Source organism: Saccharothrix obliqua (assembly GCF_019375475.1).
Taxonomy (GTDB): domain Bacteria; phylum Actinomycetota; class Actinomycetes; order Mycobacteriales; family Pseudonocardiaceae; genus Actinosynnema; species Actinosynnema obliqua.
The window spans coordinates 79227-99521 of sequence record NZ_JAHXGQ010000001.1; the positions used below are offsets into that span (position 1 = coordinate 79227).

Sequence of the window (20295 nt, forward strand, 5' to 3'; positions counted from 1 at the left end):
ACCTCAACGGGTGGCCGGTCGGGGCCTGGTCGTGCACGGGTCGCAGTCCCGCGCCGCGGTCGGTGTACTGGAGGTGGCGCGGATCACGCCCTGCCGGGAACACGGTGCACCGGCCGTTCGTTGGACTGGCAGGAAGCTTGAGCCGAGTGGACTCAAGTCCGCAAACCCTGGCAAACTTGAGCGGACGCCGCTCAACGCGGGGTCCAACGAACGCACTACCAGGAGGAATCCCAATGGCGCGAGCGGTCGGCATCGACCTGGGGACGACCAACTCCGTCGTCGCGGTTCTCGAAGGTGGCGAGCCGACGGTCATCGCCAACTCCGAGGGTTCGCGGACGACCCCGTCCATCGTGGCCTTCGCCAAGAACGGCGAGGTGCTCGTCGGTCAGCCCGCCAAGAACCAGGCGGTGACCAACGTCGACCGGACCATCCGGTCGGTGAAGCGGCACATCGGCACGACCTGGACCACCGACGAGATCGACGGCAAGAAGTACACGCCGCAGGAGATCTCCGCGCGCGTGCTGATGAAGCTCAAGCGCGACGCCGAGGCGTACCTGGGCGAGGAGATCACCGACGCGGTGATCACCGTGCCCGCCTACTTCGAGGACGCGCAGCGCCAGGCCACCAAGGAGGCCGGCCAGATCGCGGGCCTGAACGTGCTCCGCATCGTCAACGAGCCCACCTCCGCCGCCCTGGCCTACGGCCTGGACAAGGGCGAGAAGGAGCAGACCATCCTGGTCTTCGACCTCGGTGGCGGCACGTTCGACGTCTCGCTGCTGGAGCTGGGCGACGGCGTGGTCGAGGTGCGCGCCACCTCGGGTGACAACCACCTGGGCGGCGACGACTGGGACCAGCGCATCGTCGACTGGCTGGTCGAGCGCTTCAAGCAGTCCAACGGCATCGACCTGACCAAGGACAAGATGGCCCTCCAGCGGATCCGCGAGGCCGCCGAGAAGGCCAAGATCGAGCTGTCCAGCTCGTCGCAGGCCACCATCAACCTGCCCTACATCACGGTCGACGCGGACAAGAACCCGCTGTTCCTGGACGAGACGCTGTCCCGCGCCGAGTTCCAGCGCATCACCAACGACCTGCTGGAGCGCACCCGCGCGCCGTTCAACAACGTGATCAAGGACGCCGGCATCTCGGTCGGCGACATCGACCACGTGGTGCTGGTCGGCGGCTCCACCCGGATGCCCGCCGTGGCCGAGCTGGTCAAGGAGCTGACCGGCGGTCGCGAGCCGAACAAGGGCGTGAACCCGGACGAGGTCGTCGCGGTCGGCGCGGCGCTCCAGGCCGGTGTGCTGAAGGGCGAGGTCAAGGACGTCCTGCTGCTCGACGTCACCCCGCTGTCCCTGGGCATCGAGACCAAGGGCGGCGTGATGACCAAGCTGATCGAGCGCAACACGACCATTCCGACCAAGCGGTCCGAGATCTTCACGACGGCCGACGACAACCAGCCGTCCGTGCAGATCCAGGTGTTCCAGGGCGAGCGCGACTTCGCCGCGGACAACAAGAAGCTCGGCATGTTCGAGCTGACCGGCCTGCCGCCCGCGCCGCGCGGTGTCCCGCAGATCGAGGTCACCTTCGACATCGACGCGAACGGCATCGTGCACGTGTCCGCGAAGGACATGGGCACCGGCAAGGAACAGCGGATGACGATCACCGGCGGCTCGGCGCTGCCGAAGGACGACATCGACCGGATGATCAAGGACGCCGAGGCGCACGCCGAGGAGGACAAGCGCCGCCGCGAGGAGGCCGAGGTCCGCAACCAGGCCGAGACGCTGGTCTACCAGACGGAGAAGGTCGTCAAGGAGAACGACGACAAGATCCCGGCCGACGTGAAGGACAAGGTCAAGGCCGCCCTGGAGGAGACCAACGAGGCGCTCAAGGGCACCGACATCGCCAAGGTCCGCACCGCGGTGGAGAAGCTGGCCACCGAGTCGCAGGCGATCGGTCAGTCCCTGTACGCCAACACGGGCTCCGCGCCGGCCGGCGACGCGCCCGCGGGTGACAAGCCCGGTGCGGCCGGCGGTGCGAAGGCCGACGACGTGGTGGACGCCGAGATCGTGGACGAGGACGAGAAGAAGTGACCCAACCCCCCGAAGAGCAGCCGCACCTGGTGGTCAACGACCGCCGTCGCATCGACCCGGAGACGGGCGAGGTGCGTTCGCCCGCCGCGGCGGGCGACGCGCCGGAGGCCCCGGCCGCCGAGGACGTCGCCCCGGTGGCCGAGGAGGGCGGCCGGCACGCCGCGCCCGAGCCCGACCCGGCCGCCGAGCTGAAGGCCCAGCTCGACGAGCGGACGGCCGACCTCCAGCGGCTCACCGCCGAGTACGCCAACTACCGCAAGCGCGTCGAGCGCGACCGGGAGCTGGTCGTCGCGACGGCCAAGTCGCAGGTCGCGGGCGAGCTGCTGGGCGTGCTGGACGACATCGAGCGCGCCGCCGCCCACGGTGACCTGACGGGTGCGTTCAAGGCCGTGTCGGACAAGTTGGTCAACGCGTTGCGCGGCACCGGCCTGGAGCCGTTCGGGCACGAGGGCGAGGAGTTCGACCCCTCCGTGCACGAGGCCGTGCAGCACAACACGTCGCCCGACGTGTCCGGCCCGACCGTGACGGCCGTGCTGCGGCGCGGCTACCGGTTCGGCGAGCGCGTGCTGCGGCCCGCGATGGTGGCGGTGACCGACCACGAGCCGGCGGCGGAAGAGCCGGCCGCCGAGCAGCAGCAGGACTGAGCGGAAGGGGGGACGTCCGGTGAGTGCGAGGGACTGGATCGACAAGGACTTCTACCGCGAGCTGGGCGTCTCGTCCGACGCCTCGGCCGACGAGGTCAAGAAGGCGTACCGGAAGTTGGCGCGGGAGCTGCACCCCGACGCCAACCCCGGTGACGCCAAGGCCGAGGCGCGGTTCAAGGCGGTCTCCGAGGCGTACGGCGTGCTGTCGGACGCCACGAAGCGCAAGCAGTACGACGAGGCCCGCCGCCTGTTCGCGGGCGGCGGCGGCTTCCCCGGCGGGTTCGGGCAGGGCGGTGGCGGTTTCGACGTCGGCGACCTGTTCAACCGCCAGGCGGGCGGCGGTGTCGGCGGTGGGCTCGGCGACCTGCTCGGCGGGTTGTTCAACCGCCGGGCCGGTGGCGCGGGCGCGGCGTCGGCGACCCGGCCCCGGCGTGGTGAGGACGTCGAGACCGACGTCCGCATCGACTTCACCGAGGCCGTGCGCGGCGCGACCGTGCCGATGCGGTTGTCCAGCCCCGCCACCTGCTCGACGTGCTCGGGCAGCGGCGCGCGGCCGGGCACCTCGCCGCGCACCTGCGCGAACTGCGGTGGCGCGGGCCTGGTGACCCGCAACCAGGGCGCGTTCGCGTTCTCCGAGCCGTGCGCGGACTGCCGGGGCACCGGCCGGATCATCGACGACCCGTGCCCGGAGTGCGGTGGCGACGGGGTGAGCACCAGGACCCGGACGCTGACCATCCGCATCCCGGCGGGCGTGGACGACGGCCAGCGCATCCGGCTGGCCGGGCAGGGCGAGCCGGGGCGCAACAACGGGCCCAACGGCGACCTGTACGTGCGGGTGCACGTCAACCCGGACCCGGTGTTCGGGCGGTCGGGCGACGACCTGACGCTCACCGTTCCGGTGACGTTCCCCGAACTGGCGCTGGGCACCACGTTGACCGTGCCCACGCTGGACGGCAAGGTGACCTTGAAGGTGCCCGCGGGCACGGCGTCCGGCCGGGTGCTGCGGGCCAGGGGCAAGGGCATCGCGAAGCGCGACGGCAAGGTCGGCGACCTGCTGATCACGCTCCAGGTGGCCGTGCCGAACAACATGGACGCCGACGCGCGCGAGGCGCTGGAGGCGTACGCGTCCGCGACCGCCCGGCACGACCCGCGGGCGGACCTCAACGCCTTGGTGGAGAAGAGGTCGACATGACGTTCCCGTTCCCGCCCGGGACGGACGAGGACACCCCGTTCTTCGTCATCTCGGTGGCGGCGCAGCTGTCCGGCCTGCACGCCCAGACGCTGCGCTCCTACGACCGGATGGGCCTGGTGTCACCGGGTCGCACGTCGGGTGGCGGGCGCAGGTACTCGATGCGCGACATCGTCGTGCTGCGCGAGGTGCAGCGGCTCTCCCAGGAGGAGGGCGTGAACCTGGCGGGCATCAAGCGGATCATCGAGCTGGAGAACGAGGTCGGCGCGCTGCGCGCCCGGGTCGCGGAGCTGACCGAACAACTCGCCTCCGCGCTCGCGGCGGCGGAGCACGCGGCGGCGTCGGTGCACAAGTCGCTGCGCCGCGACCTGGTGCCGATCCGGCACGAGACGTCCCTGGTGGTCTGGAAGCCCAACCGCAAGCGCTGACCTGGCCGCGCCGGCCGGGTTGGTCCGGCTCGGCGGTGCGCCGCGGGCCGGTTGGTTGGGTTGCCGCGGGTCGGCGCTCCGCGCCCGGCCCGCACGCCGGGCCGCGGTGCGCCGGTCAGTCCAGCGTGAACGGGTCGTACTTGATCCGGTCCAGCGGCGTGCCCGCGACCAGCATCCGGGACACCGTGGAGCGGATCATCGACGGTGAGCCGCACACCAGCACGTCCCGCCCCTCCCACGCCCCGTAGCGGGTGACCACGTCGGCGAGGGTGCCGTGCTCGACGCCCCGCGCGCCGGGGTCCGAGTCCAGCACCGGCACGACGGTCAGCCACGGGTTCGTCGCCGAGACGCGGCGCAGGTTGTCCAGGTCGTAGAGGTCTTCGCGGGTGCGCCCGCCGACGAACAGGTGCACGCGCGGGTTCTCGCCCCACCGCGCCAGTTCGTCGATCATCGCGTGCATCGGGGCCACGCCCGTGCCACCCGCGATCATCAGCACGTCGCTGCCGGACTCGCGGTCGACGTGCAGTCGGCCCATCGGCGGCCCGATGCGCCACACGTCGCCGGGCTGCGTGTGCCCGACCACGGACCGGCTCACCCACCCGCCCTCCACGGACCGGACGTGGAACTCGATCACGCCGTCCTCGCGGGGCGCGTTGGCGGGCGAGTAGTACCGCCACAGCCGCGCGCGTTGGGGCGTCTCCACGCTCACGTACTGCCCGGCCCGGTACCCGATGGGGTGGTCGGGCTGGAGCCGCACGACGGCCAGGTCCCAGCCCACCCGCTGGTGGTCCAGCACGGTCGCGTGCCAGTACGCGGGACCGTCGTCGGCCGCCGCCGCCTCCTGCATGGCGCGGGCCATGATGGTGTACGCCTCGGCCCAGGCCAGCTCGACCTGCGGCGTCCACACCGGGCCCGCGTACTTCTTCACGGCCGCCAGCAGGGCGGTGCCGACCGACTCGTAGTTCGCGTTGACCACGCCGAACTTGCGGTGGTCGCGCCCGAGCTGGCGCAGGAACGGGATGAGGTCGTCCGGCCGGTCCACCATCTGCACGAAGTGGACCAGGGCGCGCAGCAGCCTGCTGCGCTGGACCTCCATGTTCGCGGGGAACATCTCGCGGGTGGACGGCGCGAGGCTGAAGAGCATCCCGTAGAAGAACTTCGCGACCTCGTCGGAGCGCGGCTCCACCACCGCCCAGCTCTCCCGGATCGAGCGCACCATCGCGGTGACGCCGGGCGGGGGCTCGCGGTGTGAACGGCTGGGGATGGGGCTCAACACGGCGTTGGCAGTCATGGTCCGGGCGCAGTCTCCACGTGTCTGGCGGCGCAGCGAAGTTGCCGCGTCCTTCGTCAAGCTTCCATCCCCGACGAAGGGAGGCTAACCCGTAGACCGGCCCACCGGCTCCTTGATGCCACCTTTGAGTGCAGTGCGCTCACGGTTGGTCACGGTTAGCCCCACCTTCGGTGGAACTTTCCCCACGACCAGTACCACGACATTGAGCAGGTCTCCACTTATCGGTGATCAAGGCCGTGCCCTGCGGTGATGTCCGCGCCTCACCCGAGTGGCCGAGGGCGTCCGCACTGGTGCGGCAACCGCCCCCGGCCTGTGGATTCACACCTGGGGATTGTGGATAACTGCCGTCACCGTGTGGACAACCGACTGCGACGTGTGGGTGACCCGGTCAGGAGGTCGCCGCCCGCTCCGCTGCGCTGCGTTCCACGCAGAACTCGTTGCCCTCCGGGTCGGCGAGCACGACCCAGCCGGTACCGTCCGGCCGCCGCTGGTCGTCCACCTGGGTCGCCCCGAGGTCGAGCAACCGCCGCACCTCCTCGTCCCGCGTGACGTCGGGCTGGAGGTCGAGGTGCAGCCGGTTCTTGACCGACTTCGACTCCGGGACGCGGATGAACAGGAGGTTGGGTCCGCCCGGCAGGGCCACCACCGCCTCGGGGTCGCCCGGCTGGTCGTCGGCGGACAGCGGCTGCCCGGTGACCCGGCTCCAGAACCCGGCCAGGGCGTACGGGTCGCGGCAGTCGAAGGTGATGTTGTGCACCAGAGAAGTCATGCGCGGATGTTCACGGGTCGCACCCGTCCTCCGCACCTCATTTGACCGCGTGCTCAGCCGCCGTAGGGGACCGTGATGATCTCCAGCCGGTGCCCGTTGGGGTCGTCGAAGTACACGCCCCGGCCGCCGTCGTTGGTGTTGATCTCCCCGGCCCGGTGGCGGAACGGGTCGGCCCAGTAGGTCAGGCCGCGGTCCCGCACGCGGCCGAAGATCCGGTCGAAGTCCTCCTCCGACACCAGGAAGGCGTAGTGCTGCGGCGCGATCTCCTCGGCCGTCGCCAGCACGTCCAGCGTGACCTCGTTGTCGGTCTCCACGCACAGGAACGGGTCCGCCCGGACGGCGGGCCGGAACCCGAAGACGTCGACCAGGAAGTCCGCCGTGGCACGCGCGTCCCGGGCGGCGACGATGGTGTGGTTCAGCTTCACGGTCATGTCACCGACGGTAAAACCTCCATGATGGTCGAGGTCAAGGAGTGGGCCACGACACACCGGAGTTGCGGAGTTGAGCGGAACAGGCTCAACTTTTCTGACGTTGAGCGGGGTGACGGCTGCTGAGCCACGCTGGACGCAGCGCACGCAAACCACCGACCGAGGTGAGGAATGGACGCTTTCAACCCGACCACGAAGACCCAGCAGGCGGTGTCCGCCGCCGTGCAGGCGGCGACCATCGCGGGCAACCCCGACGTGGGCTCGGTCCACCTCCTCGGCGCGCTCCTGGCCCAGGGTGACGGGCTGACCGCGCCGCTGCTGTCCGCCGTGGGCGCCGACCCCAAGCAGGTGCACAAGGAGCTGGAGCAGCTGGCCCGCGCCCTGCCGGCGGCGAGCGGGTCCTCGGTGTCCGCGCCGCAGCTGTCCCGCGACGCCGTCCGCGTGCTGGGCCGCGCCCAGGAGCTGGCCACCGAGATGGGCGACGAGTACGTGTCCACCGAGCACCTGCTGGTGGGGCTCGCCGAGCACGGCGGCCAGGTCGCCGACCTGCTCAAGCGGCACGGCGCGACGCCCGACGCGTTGCGCGAGGCGTTCGGGAAGGTCCGCGGCTCGGCCCGCGTCACCAGCCCCGACCCGGAGGGCACCTACCAGGCGCTGGAGAAGTACGGCGTCGACCTCACCGAGCGGGCGCGCAAGGGCGAGCTGGACCCGGTGATCGGCCGCGACGCCGAGATCCGCCGCGTCGTGCAGGTGCTGTCCCGCCGCACCAAGAACAACCCGGTGCTGATCGGCGAACCCGGTGTCGGCAAGACCGCGATCGTGGAGGGCCTGGCCCAGCGGGTCGTGGCGGGCGACGTGCCCGAGTCGCTGCGCGGCAAGCGGGTGGTGGCGCTCGACCTGGGCGCGATGGTGGCCGGCGCGAAGTACCGCGGCGAGTTCGAGGAGCGGCTGAAGGCCGTGCTCAAGGAGATCACCGACTCGGCGGGCCAGGTGATCACGTTCATCGACGAGCTGCACACCATCGTCGGCGCGGGCGCGACCGGCGACTCCGCCATGGACGCGGGCAACATGATCAAGCCCATGCTCGCCCGCGGCGAGCTGCGCATGGTCGGCGCGACGACCCTGGACGAGTACCGCGAGCACGTGGAGAAGGACCCGGCCCTGGAGCGCCGCTTCCAGCAGGTCCTGGTCGGCGAGCCGTCCGTGGAGGACACGATCGGCATCCTGCGCGGCCTCAAGGACCGCTACGAGGTGCACCACGGCGTGCGCATCACCGACGCGGCGCTGGTCTCGGCGGCCACGCTGTCCGACCGCTACATCACCGCCCGGTTCCTGCCGGACAAGGCCATCGACCTGGTGGACGAGGCGGCGTCCCGGCTGCGCATGGAGATCGACTCGCGCCCGGTGGAGATCGACGAGGTGGAACGCGCCGTGCGCCGCCTGGAGATCGAGGAGATGGCGCTGGCCAAGGAGTCCGACGAGGCGTCCCGCGAGCGCCTGGCCGCGTTGCGCGCCGAACTCGCCGAGAAGCGGGAGGCGCTGGCCGCGCTGACCGCGCGCTGGCAGAACGAGAAGGGCTCCATCGAGAAGGTCCGCGACCTCAAGGAGCGGCTGGAGCAGCTGCGCGGCGAGTCGGAGCGGGCCGAGCGGGACGGCGACCTCGGCCGCGCCGCCGAGCTGCGTTACGGCCGCATCCCGGCGTTGGAGAAGGACCTGGCGGAGGCGACCCGGAGCACCCAGGACGCGGCCGTGATGCTGAAGGAGGAGGTCGGCCCGGACGACGTGGCCGACGTGGTCGCCGCGTGGACCGGCATCCCCGCCGGCCGCCTGCTGGAGGGCGAGACCGCCAAGCTGCTGCGCATGGAGGACGAGCTGGGCCGCCGCGTCGTGGGCCAGGCCGAGGCCGTGCGCGTGGTGTCCGACGCCGTCCGCCGCACCCGCGCGGGTGTCGCGGACCCGGACCGGCCCACCGGCAGCTTCCTGTTCCTCGGCCCGACCGGCGTCGGCAAGACGGAGCTGGCGAAGGCGCTGGCGGAGTTCCTGTTCGACGACGAGCGGGCGATGATCCGCATCGACATGAGCGAATACTCCGAGAAGCACTCGGTGGCCCGCCTGGTCGGCGCGCCTCCCGGCTACGTCGGCTACGACCAGGGCGGCCAGCTCACGGAGAGCGTCCGCCGGCGGCCGTACAGCGTCGTGCTGCTGGACGAGGTGGAGAAGGCCCACCCGGACGTGTTCGACGTGCTGCTCCAGGTGCTCGACGACGGCAGGCTCACCGACGGCCAGGGCCGCACGGTCGACTTCCGCAACACCATCCTGGTGCTGACGTCGAACCTCGGCTCGCAGGCCATCGCGGACGTCAACCTGGACGAGCGGCAGCGCTCGGACGCCGTCATGGCCGTGGTGCGCGCGCACTTCAAGCCGGAGTTCCTGAACCGGCTGGACGACGTGGTGGTGTTCCACTCGCTGGCCACCGAGGAGCTGACGTCCATCGTGGACATCCAGGTCGGACGGTTGGCGCGACGCCTCGCGCAGCGCCGGCTGTCCCTGGAGGTCACCGCCGCCGCCCGGGACTGGCTCGCCCTCAACGGTTTCGACCCGGTGTACGGCGCGCGCCCGCTGCGCCGGCTCGTGCAGTCGTCCATCGGGGACCAGCTCGCCAAGGAGCTGCTGGCCGGCGAGGTGCGTGACGGCGACGTGGTGAAGGTGGACGTGCTGGACGACCAGTCCGGCCTCATCGTCGGCCGCGCCTGACCGACCGACCCGGCGGGGCCGGCGCGCCCCGCCGGGTCGGTAACGGGTTGGTCCGATCACGTGAGCCACACCGCTGGTGATCTTCGTTTGTCGGCCGGGGACCGCTACCCTCGGGACCGTGGGCATACCGGCGTGGGTCTGGTTCACCGTCGCCGCCGTCGCGGGCGTCGCGGGGTTCGCCCTGCTCGCCACCGACCGGGCGCAGCGAACCGCGCGTAACCGCGAGCGGCGCCGGTGGGCGGCGTTGCGCGGCTGGCAGTTCGAGGAGACCGACCACGTGCTGCCGACCCGCTGGGAGAGCGGCGCGATCGCGTACTACGGCACGGGCGTGGCGAAGGACGTGGTGGCGGGCTCGACGTTCACCGCGGACGGCCGCCGCCAGGTGTACGTGCTGGACCACGAGACCGGCGGCAAGGTCAACTCGGTGCTGGTCGGCGTGCGGTGCCGGCGCGCCCTCGGCGTGGTGGTCGAGCTGTGGCTGCCGAGCGTGCCGTTCCAGCGCGACCAGATGCCCGACCTGCTGGGACCGGTCGGCTCGCGGTACGCGTTCGTCGGCGAGCTGGCCGCCGCCCGCAAGCTGATCACGCCCGACCTGGTGGACGCCGCCGAGGAGATCGGCGCGGACGTCACCGTGGTCTGGCTGGAGGAGGACTGGGTGCTCGCGGCGGCGCCGCCGAACTCGACACCCGCCCGCTTGGAACGACTGCTGCGCGACCTGGGGGAGCTGGCTGACGTGGTCGACCCGTTCGACGCCGACCCGGAGGCCGAGGCCGGCGCCGAGGTCCACCGCCCGCAGTTCGGGCGCAAGCCGTGACGCCGCCGCTGGCCCTGGTCACGGGCGCGACGGTCGGTCTCGGCGCGGCGTTCGCCCGCCGCCTGGCCGCCGAGGGGCACGACCTGGTGCTGGTCGCCCGCACGGCGGAGGCGCTGGAGTCCGTCGCGGCGGCGTTGCGCGACCGGCACGGCGTGGCCGTCGAGGCGCTGCCCGCCGACCTGTCCACCGAGGCGGGTCGGGAGCTGGTGGCGGACGTGCTCGCGAGCCGCCCGTTCGACGTGCTGGTGAACAACGCGGGCTTCGCGATCTCCGGCGAGTTCTTCACCGCCGACGCGGCGGACCTCCAGGGCCAGCTCGACGTGAACGTGACCAGCGTGCTGCGGCTGACCAGGGCCGTGCTGCCCGGCATGGTGGCGCGGGGCAAGGGCGACGTGGTGAACGTGTCCAGCGTCGCGGGCTTCCTGCCCGGCCGCGGTTCCACCTACAGCGCGGACAAGGCGTGGGTGACGGCGTTCTCCGAGGGCATGGCGCAGGCGACGGCGGGTTCCGGCGTGCGGGTCCTGGCGCTGTGCCCCGGTTTCGTGCGCACCGAGTTCCACGCCCGCGCGAAGATCGACATGTCGGGGACGCCGGGCTTCCTGTGGCTGGACGCCGACCAGGTGGTGCACACCTGCCTCGCCGACCTGCGCGCGGGCCGGTTGCTGTCCATCCCCGGCGGGCAGTACAAGGCGATCACCGCGGTCGCGCGACTGCTGCCGAGGTCGCTGCTGCGGCGGGTCGCGTCCCGCGCGGCGGGCGCGCGCGGCCGTACCTGAGGCACCGGGAAATTTCACCCCCGGGAGGGAACCCCGCCGACGCCGGGTCCGTCCCACTCCCCGAACCGGAGGAGGAGGGGACCGCCCATGGGTGACGGCTTCAAGGTCGAGCCTGCCGAGTTGCACGGGTACGGCGAACTGCTGACCCGCAACGCGCAGCACTTCCTGACCATCAAGGACCACGCGGTCAGCAAGGGCGGTGACACCTCCGGCTTCACCGGCATCCTGTCGCTGCTCCAGCCGATCGTCACCGGGGTCGCGAACCTGTACGGCGAGACGCTGGACTTCGCCAACCAGATGATGACCAAGGAGGCCGAGGGCCTGGCCAAGGCCGCCGACCTGTACGCCAAGGGCGAGGAGGCGGCGTTGAGCGTGCTGGACCAGGTGCTCGCGAAGCTCGCCGACGCCGCGCAGGTGCCCACCCTCGGTGGTGGCCGGTGACCGCGTACGCCGACGTCGAGGACCCCGCGGTCGCGTTGCGCGCCGCCGCCGAGGACCGCCCCGGTCGCCAGACGACCAAGGAGCTGATCGAGAAGGCCGGCTGGAAGATCCAGGGCGTGAACTGGATCTACGAGAAGGTCACCGGCGAGAACCTGATCGAGTCGCTGATCAGCCCGCTGCTCGGCGACTTCGAGAAGATCGACGCCAACGCCAACGCGTGGGACCAGGTGGCCAAGGCCCTGGACTCGGTGCGGCACAACGTGGGCAAGGGCGTCGAGCAACTCGCGCCGCACTGGGAGGGCGACGCGGCGCAGGCGTTCGAGCTGCGCATGAACACCATGTGGGTGCTCGCCATCGAGGCGGACTCGCAGGTGGCGCGGATCATCGGCAACAAGTTCCAGTCGATGGCGTCGACCTGCCGCACGGCGACCTCGATCGCGCTGACCCTGCTGGACAAGCTGGTCACCAAGCTGATGGAAGCCGTGCTGATGGCCCCGATCCCGGTCGTCGGCTGGGGCCGCGCGGTGTGGATGGTGTACGACGCCATCCAGATCGTGGACGCGATCCGCAAGATCATCATTTCCATCCAGACGATCATCGAGGGCGTCCAGGGCATGATCGACGGCATCGTCGCCATGGGCACGGCGCTGTCGAAGCTCAAGGACGTGCGGGACGTGAACGACCTGCTCGACGTCGTGGACGGCGTGCAGGACGGTCAGCAGAAGTACGACAACGGCATGTCCGCCGTGAAGTCCGGCGGGTTCGGCCTCGCCATGGGCGGCTGGAGCCTGAAGGGCGCGATCGGCGGCACCGGCCGGTACAGCGCGGGTGGTGCCGGTGGCGGTGGCACGGGCGGTGGCGGCGGTGGCACGGGCGGTGGCACGGGCGCACCCGCGCCGGCCCCGAGCGGCACGGGCGGTGGGCAGTGACGTTCCCCTACGACCGGGCGCGGTTGGAGGCGCTGGTCGCCGACGTCGACGCGCGGATGGCCGACGCGGAGCGGGCCTCCCGCGCGGCGGCGCAGGTGCAGTTGCGCGCCAAGGGTCTCTCCGAAGCGGACTTCGCCGAGATCTCCCGCTACGCCAACAGCTCCGCCGCGCCCCGCGAGCTGCGCGACCTGGCCCGGCGCGTCGAGGCGGGCGAGATGTCCTGGCAGGACATCGCGTCCGGTGAGCGCGCGGGCGACGAGAGCGTGCAGCGCGCGCTCCAGGCGGGCGTGCCGGAGCTGAAGCGCGCCTACAACGCCCTCCAGGAGGGCAACGAGCCGGACGACGTCATCGCGGCGGGCAACCCGCGGCGCGCGGGTCGCGCCGGCGACGACGACGAACCCAGCGGGTTCACCGAGGACGCCTGGTAGCTCACCCCACCGAGAAGTCGAACCCGCCGCCACCCGTGTGGTTGGTGCCGACACCCCGGACCACGTCGAACACCAGGCCGAGCGCCACCGCCAGCGCACGCGCGGGCTCCGGCGCGCCGGGACGCAGCCGCAGCACGTCCCGGCGCACCCGCCCGCCGTCGCGCCGGGCGATCGCGCCCTGCGTGAACGCGGCCACGTCGCCGAAGTAGCACAGCCGCTGCCCGGTCGGGTCCAGCAGCGCGTAGTGGGTGCGGCTCTCCTTGTGCAACGCGCCGAGCGGCGTGCCGTCCGGGCGGGACACCCGCGTCGGCGGCTTGCCCGCGCCCTTGCGCACCAGCAGCAGCGGCTGACCCAGGTGCGCCACCTCCAGGTCGAACGCCGTCCGGCCGGAGAAACCCGTGGTGCGCAACAACGCGCGCAGCGGACCGAGGCCGCGCCGGTCCCGGACGGACGCGAGCGGCACGTCGTGCTCGGAGTGGACGTCCACCCGGTACCGGGTGCCGAGGAGGTGCCGGCCGGTGCCCCAGGGCTGCTCGATGATCAGCGTGTCGGTGCCGAACAGGTTCACGGTGTGCCAGCGTACGGGCGCGTATGACAGTCTTGGGACCCGTGCGAACAGAAGTGGTTCTCGACTCCGGAGCCAAGGCGGAACTGGCCCGGTTGGTGAGCGAGTTGGCCGTGGTGCACGGCAAGGTGACGTTGTCCTCCGGCGCGGAGGCCGACTACTACATCGACCTGCGCCGGGCGACGCTGCACCACGCCGCCGCCCCCCTGATCGGCAAGCTCCTGCGGCAGCTCACCGCCGACTGGGACTACGTGGCGGCGGGCGGCCTGACCCTCGGCGCGGACCCGGTGGCGTGCGCGATGATGCACGCCGCGGCGGGCGCGGGCGACGTGCTGGACGCGTTCGTGGTGCGCAAGTCCGCCAAGGAGCACGGGATGCAGCGGCGGATCGAGGGCATCGAGGTGGCCGGCCAGCGCGTGCTCGCCGTGGAGGACACCTCCACCACCGGCGGCAGCGTGCTGACCGCCGTGGCGGCGTTGCGCGAGGCCGGTGCGACGGTGGTCGGCGTCGCGACCGTCGTCGACCGCGACACCGGTGCGCGCGAGGCGATCGAGGCGGCCGGCCTGCCCTACCGCCACCTGCTCGACCTGGCCGACCTCGGCCTGGCCTGACCCATGGGCGTCCTCGTCCCGTTGCTGGTGTTCGTGGCGGTCAGCGGTGTCGGTGCCGCCGTGTGGCTGGTGCGGCGGCGCAGGGACGCCACGGGCGTCGACCGGGCTCCCACGACCGAGTGGGAGCACCGGATGCGTGCCCTGGAGACGGCTCTCGGCTGGCGGTTCGTCGCCGGTGACCCGGGTCTGGGGGAACGCGTGCCCCGGCTCGGCCGAATGCTGGAGGGCGACCGCGACCGGGTGCGCTGCCAGCTCGTCGGCCACTGGCGCGGGGTGCCCGTGCTGGCCGTCGAGGTGTTGTTGCGCAACCCGGCGACGGGCGAGTACGCGGAGTACGCGGTCGTCGTCCTGCCGCGGCCGGTGCCGGGGCCGTGGTTGCTGATCAGCCCCCGCGACGACCACGCGTGGGGGTTGTTCGAGCAGAGCACGGCCACCGGCGACCCGGCGTTCGACGCGCGGTACGAGGTGCGGCGCCGGAACCCGGCGTTCGCGACCGCCCTGCTCGGCTCGGGCCTGCCGGCGGCGTTGCTGCACGACCCGCGCGCGGTGGGCGTGGCCCTCGTGTTCGACGAGGAGAACCTGGCGGTGGTCGTGCCGGGTTCGGTCCTCCAGGCGCCGCTCACCACCGCGGCCGACCTGCTGGCGGACATCGCGGCCCGCGTGCCGTGGCAGGCGCTGCCCCGCGGCTGACCGGCCGGATCGCGGGTTATATCGCGCGCGCCCCCGCCCCACCCCGCCTACCCTGGGGTGGGGAGGGGAGGTCCTCATGGTCGCCTCGGCGCTGGCCAACCTGGTCATGGTGGTCCACTTCGGGGTCCTGGTCTTCCTCGTGGTCGGCGGTTTCCTCGCCTGGCGCTGGCCCCGCCTGCTCTACCCGCACCTGGCCATGGCGGCGTGGGGCCTGCTCGTCATCACGTTCCCGCTGGCCTGCCCGTTGACCTGGCTGGAGAACGCCCTGCGGTCCGCCGCCGGTCGACCGGAGCTGACCGACGGGTTCATCGACACCTACGTCGACGGCGTCCTGTACCCGGAGTCGGTTGCCGGGCTGGTGCAACTGCTGGTGGCGCTCGCCGTCGGCGTCTCGTGGCTCGGCCTCCACCTGCGGCGCCGGTCCGGGCCCGCCACGCGCGCGCTGCACCGGTGACTACGCTCCACGTGGTGGAACGGGTCGTCCTGGAAGGCTTTCACGCCGTCAAGCACGCGTTGCGGTTCGGCGGCCGGGTGGACCCGGTGGTCGTGCTGGACCGGGCCGCGGCGGTCGCGCTCGCGCGGTCCCACGCGCCGGACCTGGTGGGCTTCTTCGCCGACCGGGCACGCGAGGTGGACGCGGCGGGGTTCACGTCGGTGGTCGGCCGCGCCCACCCGACCGGCGTCGGCGGGCTCGCCGAGCGGCCCGCCGCCCACTGGTCCGCCGCACCGCGCACCGCTCCCCTGGTGCTGCTGGACAACCCGCGCAACCTGGGCAACTTCGGCGCGGTGGTGCGCGTGGCGGCCGGGCTCGGCGCACGCGGCGTCGTGTCGACCGGCGACGTGGACCCGTGGCACCCCACCGTGCTGCGCGGGAGCGCCGGGCTGCACTTCGCGGTGCCCGTCGGCCGGGTGGCCGGCCCGGCGGAGCTGACCGGCGAGCTGATCGCGTTCGACGCGGACGGCGAGGACCTGCGGCACGCGCGCGTCCCGGACGACGCGGTGCTGGCGTTCGGCTCCGAGCGCCACGGCCTGTCCGCCGCCGTGCGCGCGTCCGCCGACCGGGTCGTCTCGCTGCCCATGCGACCGGGGGTGTCCAGCTACAACCTGACCACCAGCGTGGCGATGGCGTTGTACCACTGGGAGCTGTTCCGCCGAGCTTCTTGACCGGTCAAGCGGGCAAGCTGGCCCCGTGACGACCCCCAAGCTCCTCGCCGCGCGCGCGGGTGTGGCCGAGCGCGCGGTCGAGTCGCGCCACCTGCGCCGGGTGTGGGGCCTGCCGGGCACGGTCCTCGGGTCGGCGGGCTGGCCGGTGGACTGGCCCGGTCGCGCGCACGTCCGGTTCAACTACTGGTGGCAGGCGCACCTGCTGGACTGCTTCCTGGACGCCCAGCTCCGCGCGCCGTCCGCCGCGCGGCTGGGCCGGGTCCGGCGGCTGGTGCGCGGCATCCGGCTGCGCAACCTCACCGGCTGGACCAACGACTTCTACGACGACGTGGCGTGGCTCGGTCTCGCGCTGCAACGCGCCGAGCGAGCGGGGGTGGCGAAACCACGTGCCGTCGACGTCATCGCGCGTCGCCTGCGCTCCGGGTGGACCGACCACGGCGGCGGCGGGATCTGGTGGCGGCGTGGCGAGGACTTCAAGAACGTGCCCGCCAACGGTCCGGCGGCGATCTTCTTCGCCCGCCTCGCCGCGACCGGGGGCGGCGCGGACGACCTCGACCGGGCGCGTGCGGGGGTGGACTGGCTGGTGGACTGCCTGCGCGACCCGGAGACCGGGCTGTTCTGGGACGGCCTGCACGTCCACCCGGACGGCTCGGTCCGCGAGGTCGAGCGGAACTTCTACACCTACTGCCAGGGCGTCGTGCTCGGCGCGTGCGTCGAACTCGGCCCGCCGTACGCGGACCTCGCGGCCGAGATCGTCACCGCGGTGGACAAGCACCTCGCGGTGGACGGCGTGCTGCGCGGGCACGGCGGCGGCGACGGCGGGTTGTTCAGCGGCATCCTCACCCGCTACCTGGCGCAGGCCGCCCTGCGGCTGGACCGGCCGGAGGCCGCGAAGGCGGCGGACCTCGTCCTGCGCTCGGCGGAAGCGGTGTGGGCGGGCCGCGCCGTGGTGGTCAGCGGGCCGCTGTTCGGCCACGAGTGGGCGGAGCCCGCGCGTGCCGCGACCGGCCGCCGACCCGAGCGGGACCTCTCCGTGCAGCTCGGCGGGTGGATGGCGCTCGAAGCCGCCGCCCTGCTGGAACGCGGGTGACCGCTCACGCGCAACCGCAGGACCGGCGGTGCACCAGGGCGGGCGCGAGCCGACGCGTCTCCGGCGGGCGGTCCGGGTCGGTGATCCGCGCCAGCAGCAGCCGCACGGCCGTGCGGCCGATCTCCTCCACCGGCTGCGCCGCGGTGGTCAGCGGCGGGTCGACCAGCTCGGCCCACTCCACCTCGTCGTAGGTCACCAGCGCGAGGTCCGCGCCGATCCGCACGCCACGCGCGCGAGCCGTCCGCAGCACGTCCACCAGCGGCTGGTGGCCGCCCACCACGACGCCGGTCACCCGGCCCAGCAGCGGGTCCAGGGCGTCGGCCACCAGCTCCTCGTCCCACGCGATGCCCGCCCGACCGAGGCCGAGGCGGTAGCCGAGCACGCGCTCGTCGGTGGTGGCCAGGCCGGGCGTGCCGGTGACCATCCCGATCCGCCGGTGCCCGAGATCCGCGAGGTGCCGCACCAGTGCCGACGTGGCCTGCACGTTCTCCGGCCCCACCTGGTCCACGTCCCGCGCCACGGTCAGCCGGTCCACCAGCACCGTCGGCACGCCCAGCCGGCGCAGCTCGGGCAGCGCGGCCGACGACGACGTGGGCGTGAGCAGCACGCCGTCCACGCGCCGGGACCGCAGCATCCGCACCGCCGCCTGCTCCGACTCCACCTCGCCGCGGGTGTCGATCAGCACCAGCGAGTACCCGGCCCGCGTCGCCTCGCCCTCGATGGCCGCGATCAGCTCCGCGAAGTACGGGTGCGACACCAGGGACACGGCCAGGCCGAGCGACCTCGTGCCACCGGTGACCAGCGAACGGGCGATCGCGTCACCCGTGTAGCCGGTCTCCTCGATCGCCTTCAGCACCCGTTCGCGGGTGCTCGCCGCGACCGCCCTGGTCTCGTTGATCACGTGTGAGACCGTGGTGGTGGAGACGCCGGCCAGCGCGGCGACCTCCTTCATGGTGACCATGGAACCCGTCCCCGTTCCGCCTTGCGCAAGCGATTGCGGGCGACGATACCGGCTAGGAGGTGCGCGGGCGTGGTGACGGTGCTGTGCGTCGGGCTGACGACGGTGGACGTCAGCCAGGTCGTCGCCGAGTTCCCCGCGCCCGGCGCGAAGGTGCGGTCGCTGGCCGTGGACCTCGCGCCGGGCGGCCCGGCGGCGAACGCGGCCCGCGCCGTCGTCGCGCTCGGGCACCGGGCGGTGCTGCTCACCGCGCTCGGCGACCGGTTCGGCCCGGTGGCCCGGGAGCTGCTGGCCGGTGTCGAGGCGCACGACCTGGGCGTCGGCGGCCCGCCGGTGAGCGCGGTCGTGGTGCGGGAGCGGGACGGGGAGCGGACCGTCGTGTCCCGTGACGCGGCCGACTTCACGCCCACCGGCGAGGTGGACGCCCGTCACGTGCGCGCGGCCGACGTGCTGCTGCTGGACGGCCACCTCGGACCGCTCGCGTTGGCCGCCGCCCGGCTCGCGCGTGCCGCGGGCGTGCCCGTGGTGCTGGACGCGGGTAGCTGGAAGCCCGTGCTGGACGACCTGCTGCCCCTGGTGGACGTCGCCGCGTGCGCGGCCGGCTTCCCGCTGTCCGCACCCGAGCTGCACGCCCGCGGCGTGCCGCTGGTGGTCCGCACCGCCGGTCCCGCGCCCGTCACCTGGTCGCGGCGCGGGGTGACCGGGCGGGTGCCGGTGCCCGCGGTGGCGGCGCGGGACACCAACGGCGCGGGCGACGTGTGGCACGGCGCGCTGGCCGTCGCGGTGGCCCGCGGCCTGCGCGTGGCGGCGGCGATCCGGTGGGCGAACGCCGCGGCCGGCGTGCGGGTGCGCAACACGGCCCGGGACTGGGTGGCGGAGCTGGCGCGGTGGCGGGAGGGCGGATGAGGTTCGCGGACCTGGTCGAGCGGGCGCGGGTGCTGGCGGGCTCGGGCGAGCGGCGGTTGCTCGGCATCGCCGGCGCGCCGGGCTCGGGCAAGTCGACCCTGGCGCGGCGGCTGGTGGACGTGCTGGGTGGTGACGCGGCACTGGTCGGGATGGACGGGTTCCACCTCGCGCAGCGCGAGCTGGCGCGGCTGGGCATCGCCGACCGCAAGGGCGCGCCGGACACGTTCGACGGCCCCGGTTACGCGGACCTGCTGGTCCGGCTCAGGGCACGTGGCCCGGACGTGGTGTACGCGCCGGAGTTCCGGCGGGAGATCGAGGAACCGGTGGCGTGCGCCGTGCCGGTGCCGCCCGACGTGCCGCTGGTCGTCACCGAGGGCAACTACCTGCTGCTGCCGCACGGCTCGTGGCGGCGGGTGCGGCCGATGCTGGACGAGGCGTGGTTCCTGCTCGTGGACGAGGAGCTGCGGGTGCGCCGGCTGGTCGACCGCCACGTCCGCTTCGGGCGCTCACCGGCGGAGGCGCGGGAACGCGTGCTCAACGGGACCGACCACCACAACGCCCGGCTGGTGAACGCCACGCACGCGGGTGCCGACCTGGTGATCACCGAGGTCGACTAGTTGGTTGCGGTGGGCACTTCCTCCTCGACCGGCTTGCGCATCTCCTGCCGGTAGCGGAACAGGCCGTAGGCGGTGCCGACCACGAAGAACGCCACGCTCGCCCACACGGCCACCGTCTGGAGCCACGGCACGGAGTTCAGCAGGCCCGCGCCGTAGTAGCCGGCCAGCACCAGCGTGGGCACCCAGGCCAACGCGCCGATGGTGGTGGCCAGCATGAACCGGCGCGGGTCCATCCGGGCCGCGCCCGCGACCATCGGGGCCAGCGTCCGCACCCACGGGATCCAGCGGGCCAGCACGATCGCCCAGAAACCACGCCGGTCGAGGAAGTCGCGTGCCTTCGCCAGGTTCTCCTTGCTCAGCACCCGGCCGCCACGCCGCGCGAGCAGCTTGGTGCCCGAGTACCGGCCGATGTAGTAGCCGATCTGGTTGCCGACCACCGCCACCACCATCGCCGCCGCGGACAGCAGCCACGCGCTCAGCTCGCCGTCGTGCTGCGCGAGCACCACACCGGCCGCGAACAGCAGCGAGTCGCCGGGCAGGAACAACCCGAAGATGAACGCGCACTCGAAGAAGACGAAGCTCAGCGTGATCACCCACACGGCCAGCGGACCGGCGGTTTCCAGCGGGGCGAACGCGACAGCGTCGGACGATGCGGACAACACCACGGTGCCACCCTACGTGGGCGGGTGCCGCGGACAGGGCTACTCCCGGCT

The 20295-nt window shown here is 72.9% G+C and carries 23 protein-coding genes; 17 read left to right on the forward strand and 6 right to left on the reverse strand.

All coding sequences use genetic code 11. The features are described 5' to 3' along the window. Positions 1-233: 233 nt before the first annotated feature. The 4 genes from dnaK to KZQ38_RS00425 are packed head-to-tail and all read left to right on the forward strand — an operon-like array spanning position 234 to position 4351. A complete protein-coding gene (gene dnaK / locus KZQ38_RS00410; RefSeq protein WP_219437221.1) occupies positions 234-2090 on the forward strand; it encodes a molecular chaperone DnaK in 1857 nt (618 codons plus the stop codon). Next, positions 2087-2734 carry a nucleotide exchange factor GrpE gene (gene grpE, locus KZQ38_RS00415; RefSeq protein ID WP_219437223.1) on the forward strand — a complete coding sequence of 216 codons (648 nt, stop codon included), beginning with the start codon at positions 2087-2089 and terminating at the stop codon, positions 2732-2734. Before dnaK ends, grpE begins: the two co-directional genes overlap by 4 nt. Positions 2735-2753: 19 nt before the next feature. Continuing rightward, on the forward strand, positions 2754-3926 hold the full coding sequence (gene dnaJ / locus KZQ38_RS00420) for a molecular chaperone DnaJ (RefSeq protein ID WP_219437225.1): 1173 nt from the start codon (positions 2754-2756) through the stop codon (positions 3924-3926). Then, complete coding sequence (locus tag KZQ38_RS00425) at positions 3923-4351, forward strand: heat shock protein transcriptional repressor HspR (protein ID WP_219437227.1); 429 nt, start codon at positions 3923-3925, stop codon at positions 4349-4351. Before dnaJ ends, KZQ38_RS00425 begins: the two co-directional genes overlap by 4 nt. A gap of 115 nt (positions 4352-4466) precedes the next feature. Here KZQ38_RS00425 and KZQ38_RS00430 read toward each other — a convergent pair whose 3' ends face one another. The 3 genes from KZQ38_RS00430 to KZQ38_RS00440 all read right to left on the reverse strand — a co-directional run bounded on the left by KZQ38_RS00430 (position 4467) and on the right by KZQ38_RS00440 (position 6842). Then, entirely contained in the window at positions 4467-5570 is a 1104-nt protein-coding gene (locus KZQ38_RS00430; RefSeq protein WP_257900632.1) for an FAD-binding oxidoreductase, read from the reverse strand. Positions 5571-6030: 460 nt separating this feature from the next. Further along, positions 6031-6411 (reverse strand): VOC family protein, encoded by a 381-nt coding sequence (locus KZQ38_RS00435; RefSeq protein ID WP_219437231.1) that lies wholly within the window; start codon positions 6409-6411, stop codon positions 6031-6033. Between the two features lie 53 nt (positions 6412-6464). Then, a complete protein-coding gene (locus tag KZQ38_RS00440) occupies positions 6465-6842 on the reverse strand; it encodes a VOC family protein (RefSeq protein ID WP_219437233.1) in 378 nt (125 codons plus the stop codon). A 168-nt stretch (positions 6843-7010) separates the two neighbouring features. Between KZQ38_RS00440 and clpB the strand changes: the two genes are divergently transcribed. The 6 genes from clpB (at position 7011) to KZQ38_RS00470 (ending at position 12981) form a co-directional block, all read left to right on the forward strand. Further along, positions 7011-9593, forward strand: a complete 2583-nt coding sequence (clpB, locus tag KZQ38_RS00445) for an ATP-dependent chaperone ClpB (protein ID WP_219437235.1) — start codon at positions 7011-7013, stop codon at positions 9591-9593. A 118-nt stretch (positions 9594-9711) separates the two neighbouring features. Next, a complete protein-coding gene (locus tag KZQ38_RS00450; RefSeq protein WP_308258178.1) occupies positions 9712-10407 on the forward strand; it encodes a TtfA family protein in 696 nt (231 codons plus the stop codon). Beyond that, positions 10404-11183: an SDR family NAD(P)-dependent oxidoreductase gene (locus KZQ38_RS00455; RefSeq protein ID WP_219437237.1), complete on the forward strand. Its 780-nt coding sequence runs from the start codon at positions 10404-10406 to the stop codon at positions 11181-11183. The genes KZQ38_RS00450 and KZQ38_RS00455 overlap by 4 nt, the downstream gene beginning before the upstream one ends. An 87-nt stretch (positions 11184-11270) precedes the next feature. Further along, positions 11271-11624: a hypothetical protein gene (locus KZQ38_RS00460; RefSeq protein ID WP_219437239.1), complete on the forward strand. Its 354-nt coding sequence runs from the start codon at positions 11271-11273 to the stop codon at positions 11622-11624. Continuing rightward, positions 11621-12553 (forward strand): WXG100 family type VII secretion target, encoded by a 933-nt coding sequence (locus KZQ38_RS00465; RefSeq protein ID WP_219437241.1) that lies wholly within the window; start codon positions 11621-11623, stop codon positions 12551-12553. Before KZQ38_RS00460 ends, KZQ38_RS00465 begins: the two co-directional genes overlap by 4 nt. After that, positions 12550-12981, forward strand: a complete 432-nt coding sequence (locus KZQ38_RS00470; RefSeq protein WP_219437243.1) for a hypothetical protein — start codon at positions 12550-12552, stop codon at positions 12979-12981. Before KZQ38_RS00465 ends, KZQ38_RS00470 begins: the two co-directional genes overlap by 4 nt. A 1-nt stretch (position 12982) precedes the next feature. Here the strand turns inward: KZQ38_RS00470 and KZQ38_RS00475 are convergent, their stop codons facing one another. Next, positions 12983-13549 carry a hypothetical protein gene (locus KZQ38_RS00475; protein WP_219437245.1) on the reverse strand — a complete coding sequence of 189 codons (567 nt, stop codon included), beginning with the start codon at positions 13547-13549 and terminating at the stop codon, positions 12983-12985. Between the two features lie 53 nt (positions 13550-13602). Between KZQ38_RS00475 and pyrE the strand changes: the two genes are divergently transcribed. The 5 genes from pyrE (at position 13603) to KZQ38_RS00500 (ending at position 17101) form a co-directional block, all read left to right on the forward strand. Then, positions 13603-14157, forward strand: a complete 555-nt coding sequence (gene pyrE, locus KZQ38_RS00480; protein WP_308258258.1) for an orotate phosphoribosyltransferase — start codon at positions 13603-13605, stop codon at positions 14155-14157. A gap of 3 nt (positions 14158-14160) precedes the next feature. Then, on the forward strand, positions 14161-14847 hold the full coding sequence (locus KZQ38_RS00485) for a hypothetical protein (protein WP_219437249.1): 687 nt from the start codon (positions 14161-14163) through the stop codon (positions 14845-14847). 76 nt (positions 14848-14923) lie between these two features. After that, entirely contained in the window at positions 14924-15301 is a 378-nt protein-coding gene (locus KZQ38_RS00490; protein WP_219437251.1) for a DUF2784 domain-containing protein, read from the forward strand. Positions 15302-15315: 14 nt separating this feature from the next. Further along, entirely contained in the window at positions 15316-16011 is a 696-nt protein-coding gene (locus tag KZQ38_RS00495) for a TrmH family RNA methyltransferase (RefSeq protein ID WP_308258179.1), read from the forward strand. A 25-nt stretch (positions 16012-16036) separates the two neighbouring features. Beyond that, positions 16037-17101 (forward strand): glycoside hydrolase family 76 protein, encoded by a 1065-nt coding sequence (locus KZQ38_RS00500; protein WP_219437253.1) that lies wholly within the window; start codon positions 16037-16039, stop codon positions 17099-17101. A gap of 4 nt (positions 17102-17105) precedes the next feature. On the opposite strand, the gene KZQ38_RS00505 is transcribed toward KZQ38_RS00500, so the two are convergent. Then, entirely contained in the window at positions 17106-18062 is a 957-nt protein-coding gene (locus KZQ38_RS00505) for a LacI family DNA-binding transcriptional regulator (RefSeq protein WP_219437255.1), read from the reverse strand. A gap of 78 nt (positions 18063-18140) precedes the next feature. Here KZQ38_RS00505 and KZQ38_RS00510 point away from each other — a divergent pair, with 78 nt between their 5' ends. Beyond that, positions 18141-18965 (forward strand): PfkB family carbohydrate kinase, encoded by an 825-nt coding sequence (locus KZQ38_RS00510; protein WP_219439218.1) that lies wholly within the window; start codon positions 18141-18143, stop codon positions 18963-18965. Continuing rightward, entirely contained in the window at positions 18962-19582 is a 621-nt protein-coding gene (locus KZQ38_RS00515) for a nucleoside/nucleotide kinase family protein (RefSeq protein WP_219437257.1), read from the forward strand. The genes KZQ38_RS00510 and KZQ38_RS00515 overlap by 4 nt, the downstream gene beginning before the upstream one ends. Here the strand turns inward: KZQ38_RS00515 and KZQ38_RS00520 are convergent. Then, on the reverse strand, positions 19579-20247 hold the full coding sequence (locus KZQ38_RS00520; protein WP_219437259.1) for a DedA family protein: 669 nt from the start codon (positions 20245-20247) through the stop codon (positions 19579-19581). The genes KZQ38_RS00515 and KZQ38_RS00520 overlap by 4 nt on opposite strands. Between the last annotated feature and the right edge of the window lie 48 nt (positions 20248-20295).

Coding starts and splice junctions, on each gene's coding strand:
- KZQ38_RS00485 (WP_219437249.1), top strand. CDS start 14,161: ATGGGCGTCCTCGTCCCGTTGCTGGTGTTCGTGGCGGTCAGCGGTGTC.
- KZQ38_RS00490 (WP_219437251.1), top strand. CDS start 14,924: ATGGTCGCCTCGGCGCTGGCCAACCTGGTCATGGTGGTCCACTTCGGG.
- KZQ38_RS00460 (WP_219437239.1), top strand. CDS start 11,271: ATGGGTGACGGCTTCAAGGTCGAGCCTGCCGAGTTGCACGGGTACGGC.
- KZQ38_RS00440 (WP_219437233.1), bottom strand. CDS start 6,842: ATGACCGTGAAGCTGAACCACACCATCGTCGCCGCCCGGGACGCGCGT.
- KZQ38_RS00505 (WP_219437255.1), bottom strand. CDS start 18,062: ATGGTCACCATGAAGGAGGTCGCCGCGCTGGCCGGCGTCTCCACCACC.
- KZQ38_RS00425 (WP_219437227.1), top strand. CDS start 3,923: ATGACGTTCCCGTTCCCGCCCGGGACGGACGAGGACACCCCGTTCTTC.
- KZQ38_RS00435 (WP_219437231.1), bottom strand. CDS start 6,411: ATGACTTCTCTGGTGCACAACATCACCTTCGACTGCCGCGACCCGTAC.
- KZQ38_RS00515 (WP_219437257.1), top strand. CDS start 18,962: ATGAGGTTCGCGGACCTGGTCGAGCGGGCGCGGGTGCTGGCGGGCTCG.
- clpB (WP_219437235.1), top strand. CDS start 7,011: ATGGACGCTTTCAACCCGACCACGAAGACCCAGCAGGCGGTGTCCGCC.
- KZQ38_RS00430 (WP_257900632.1), bottom strand. CDS start 5,570: ATGGTGCGCTCGATCCGGGAGAGCTGGGCGGTGGTGGAGCCGCGCTCC.
- dnaK (WP_219437221.1), top strand. CDS start 234: ATGGCGCGAGCGGTCGGCATCGACCTGGGGACGACCAACTCCGTCGTC.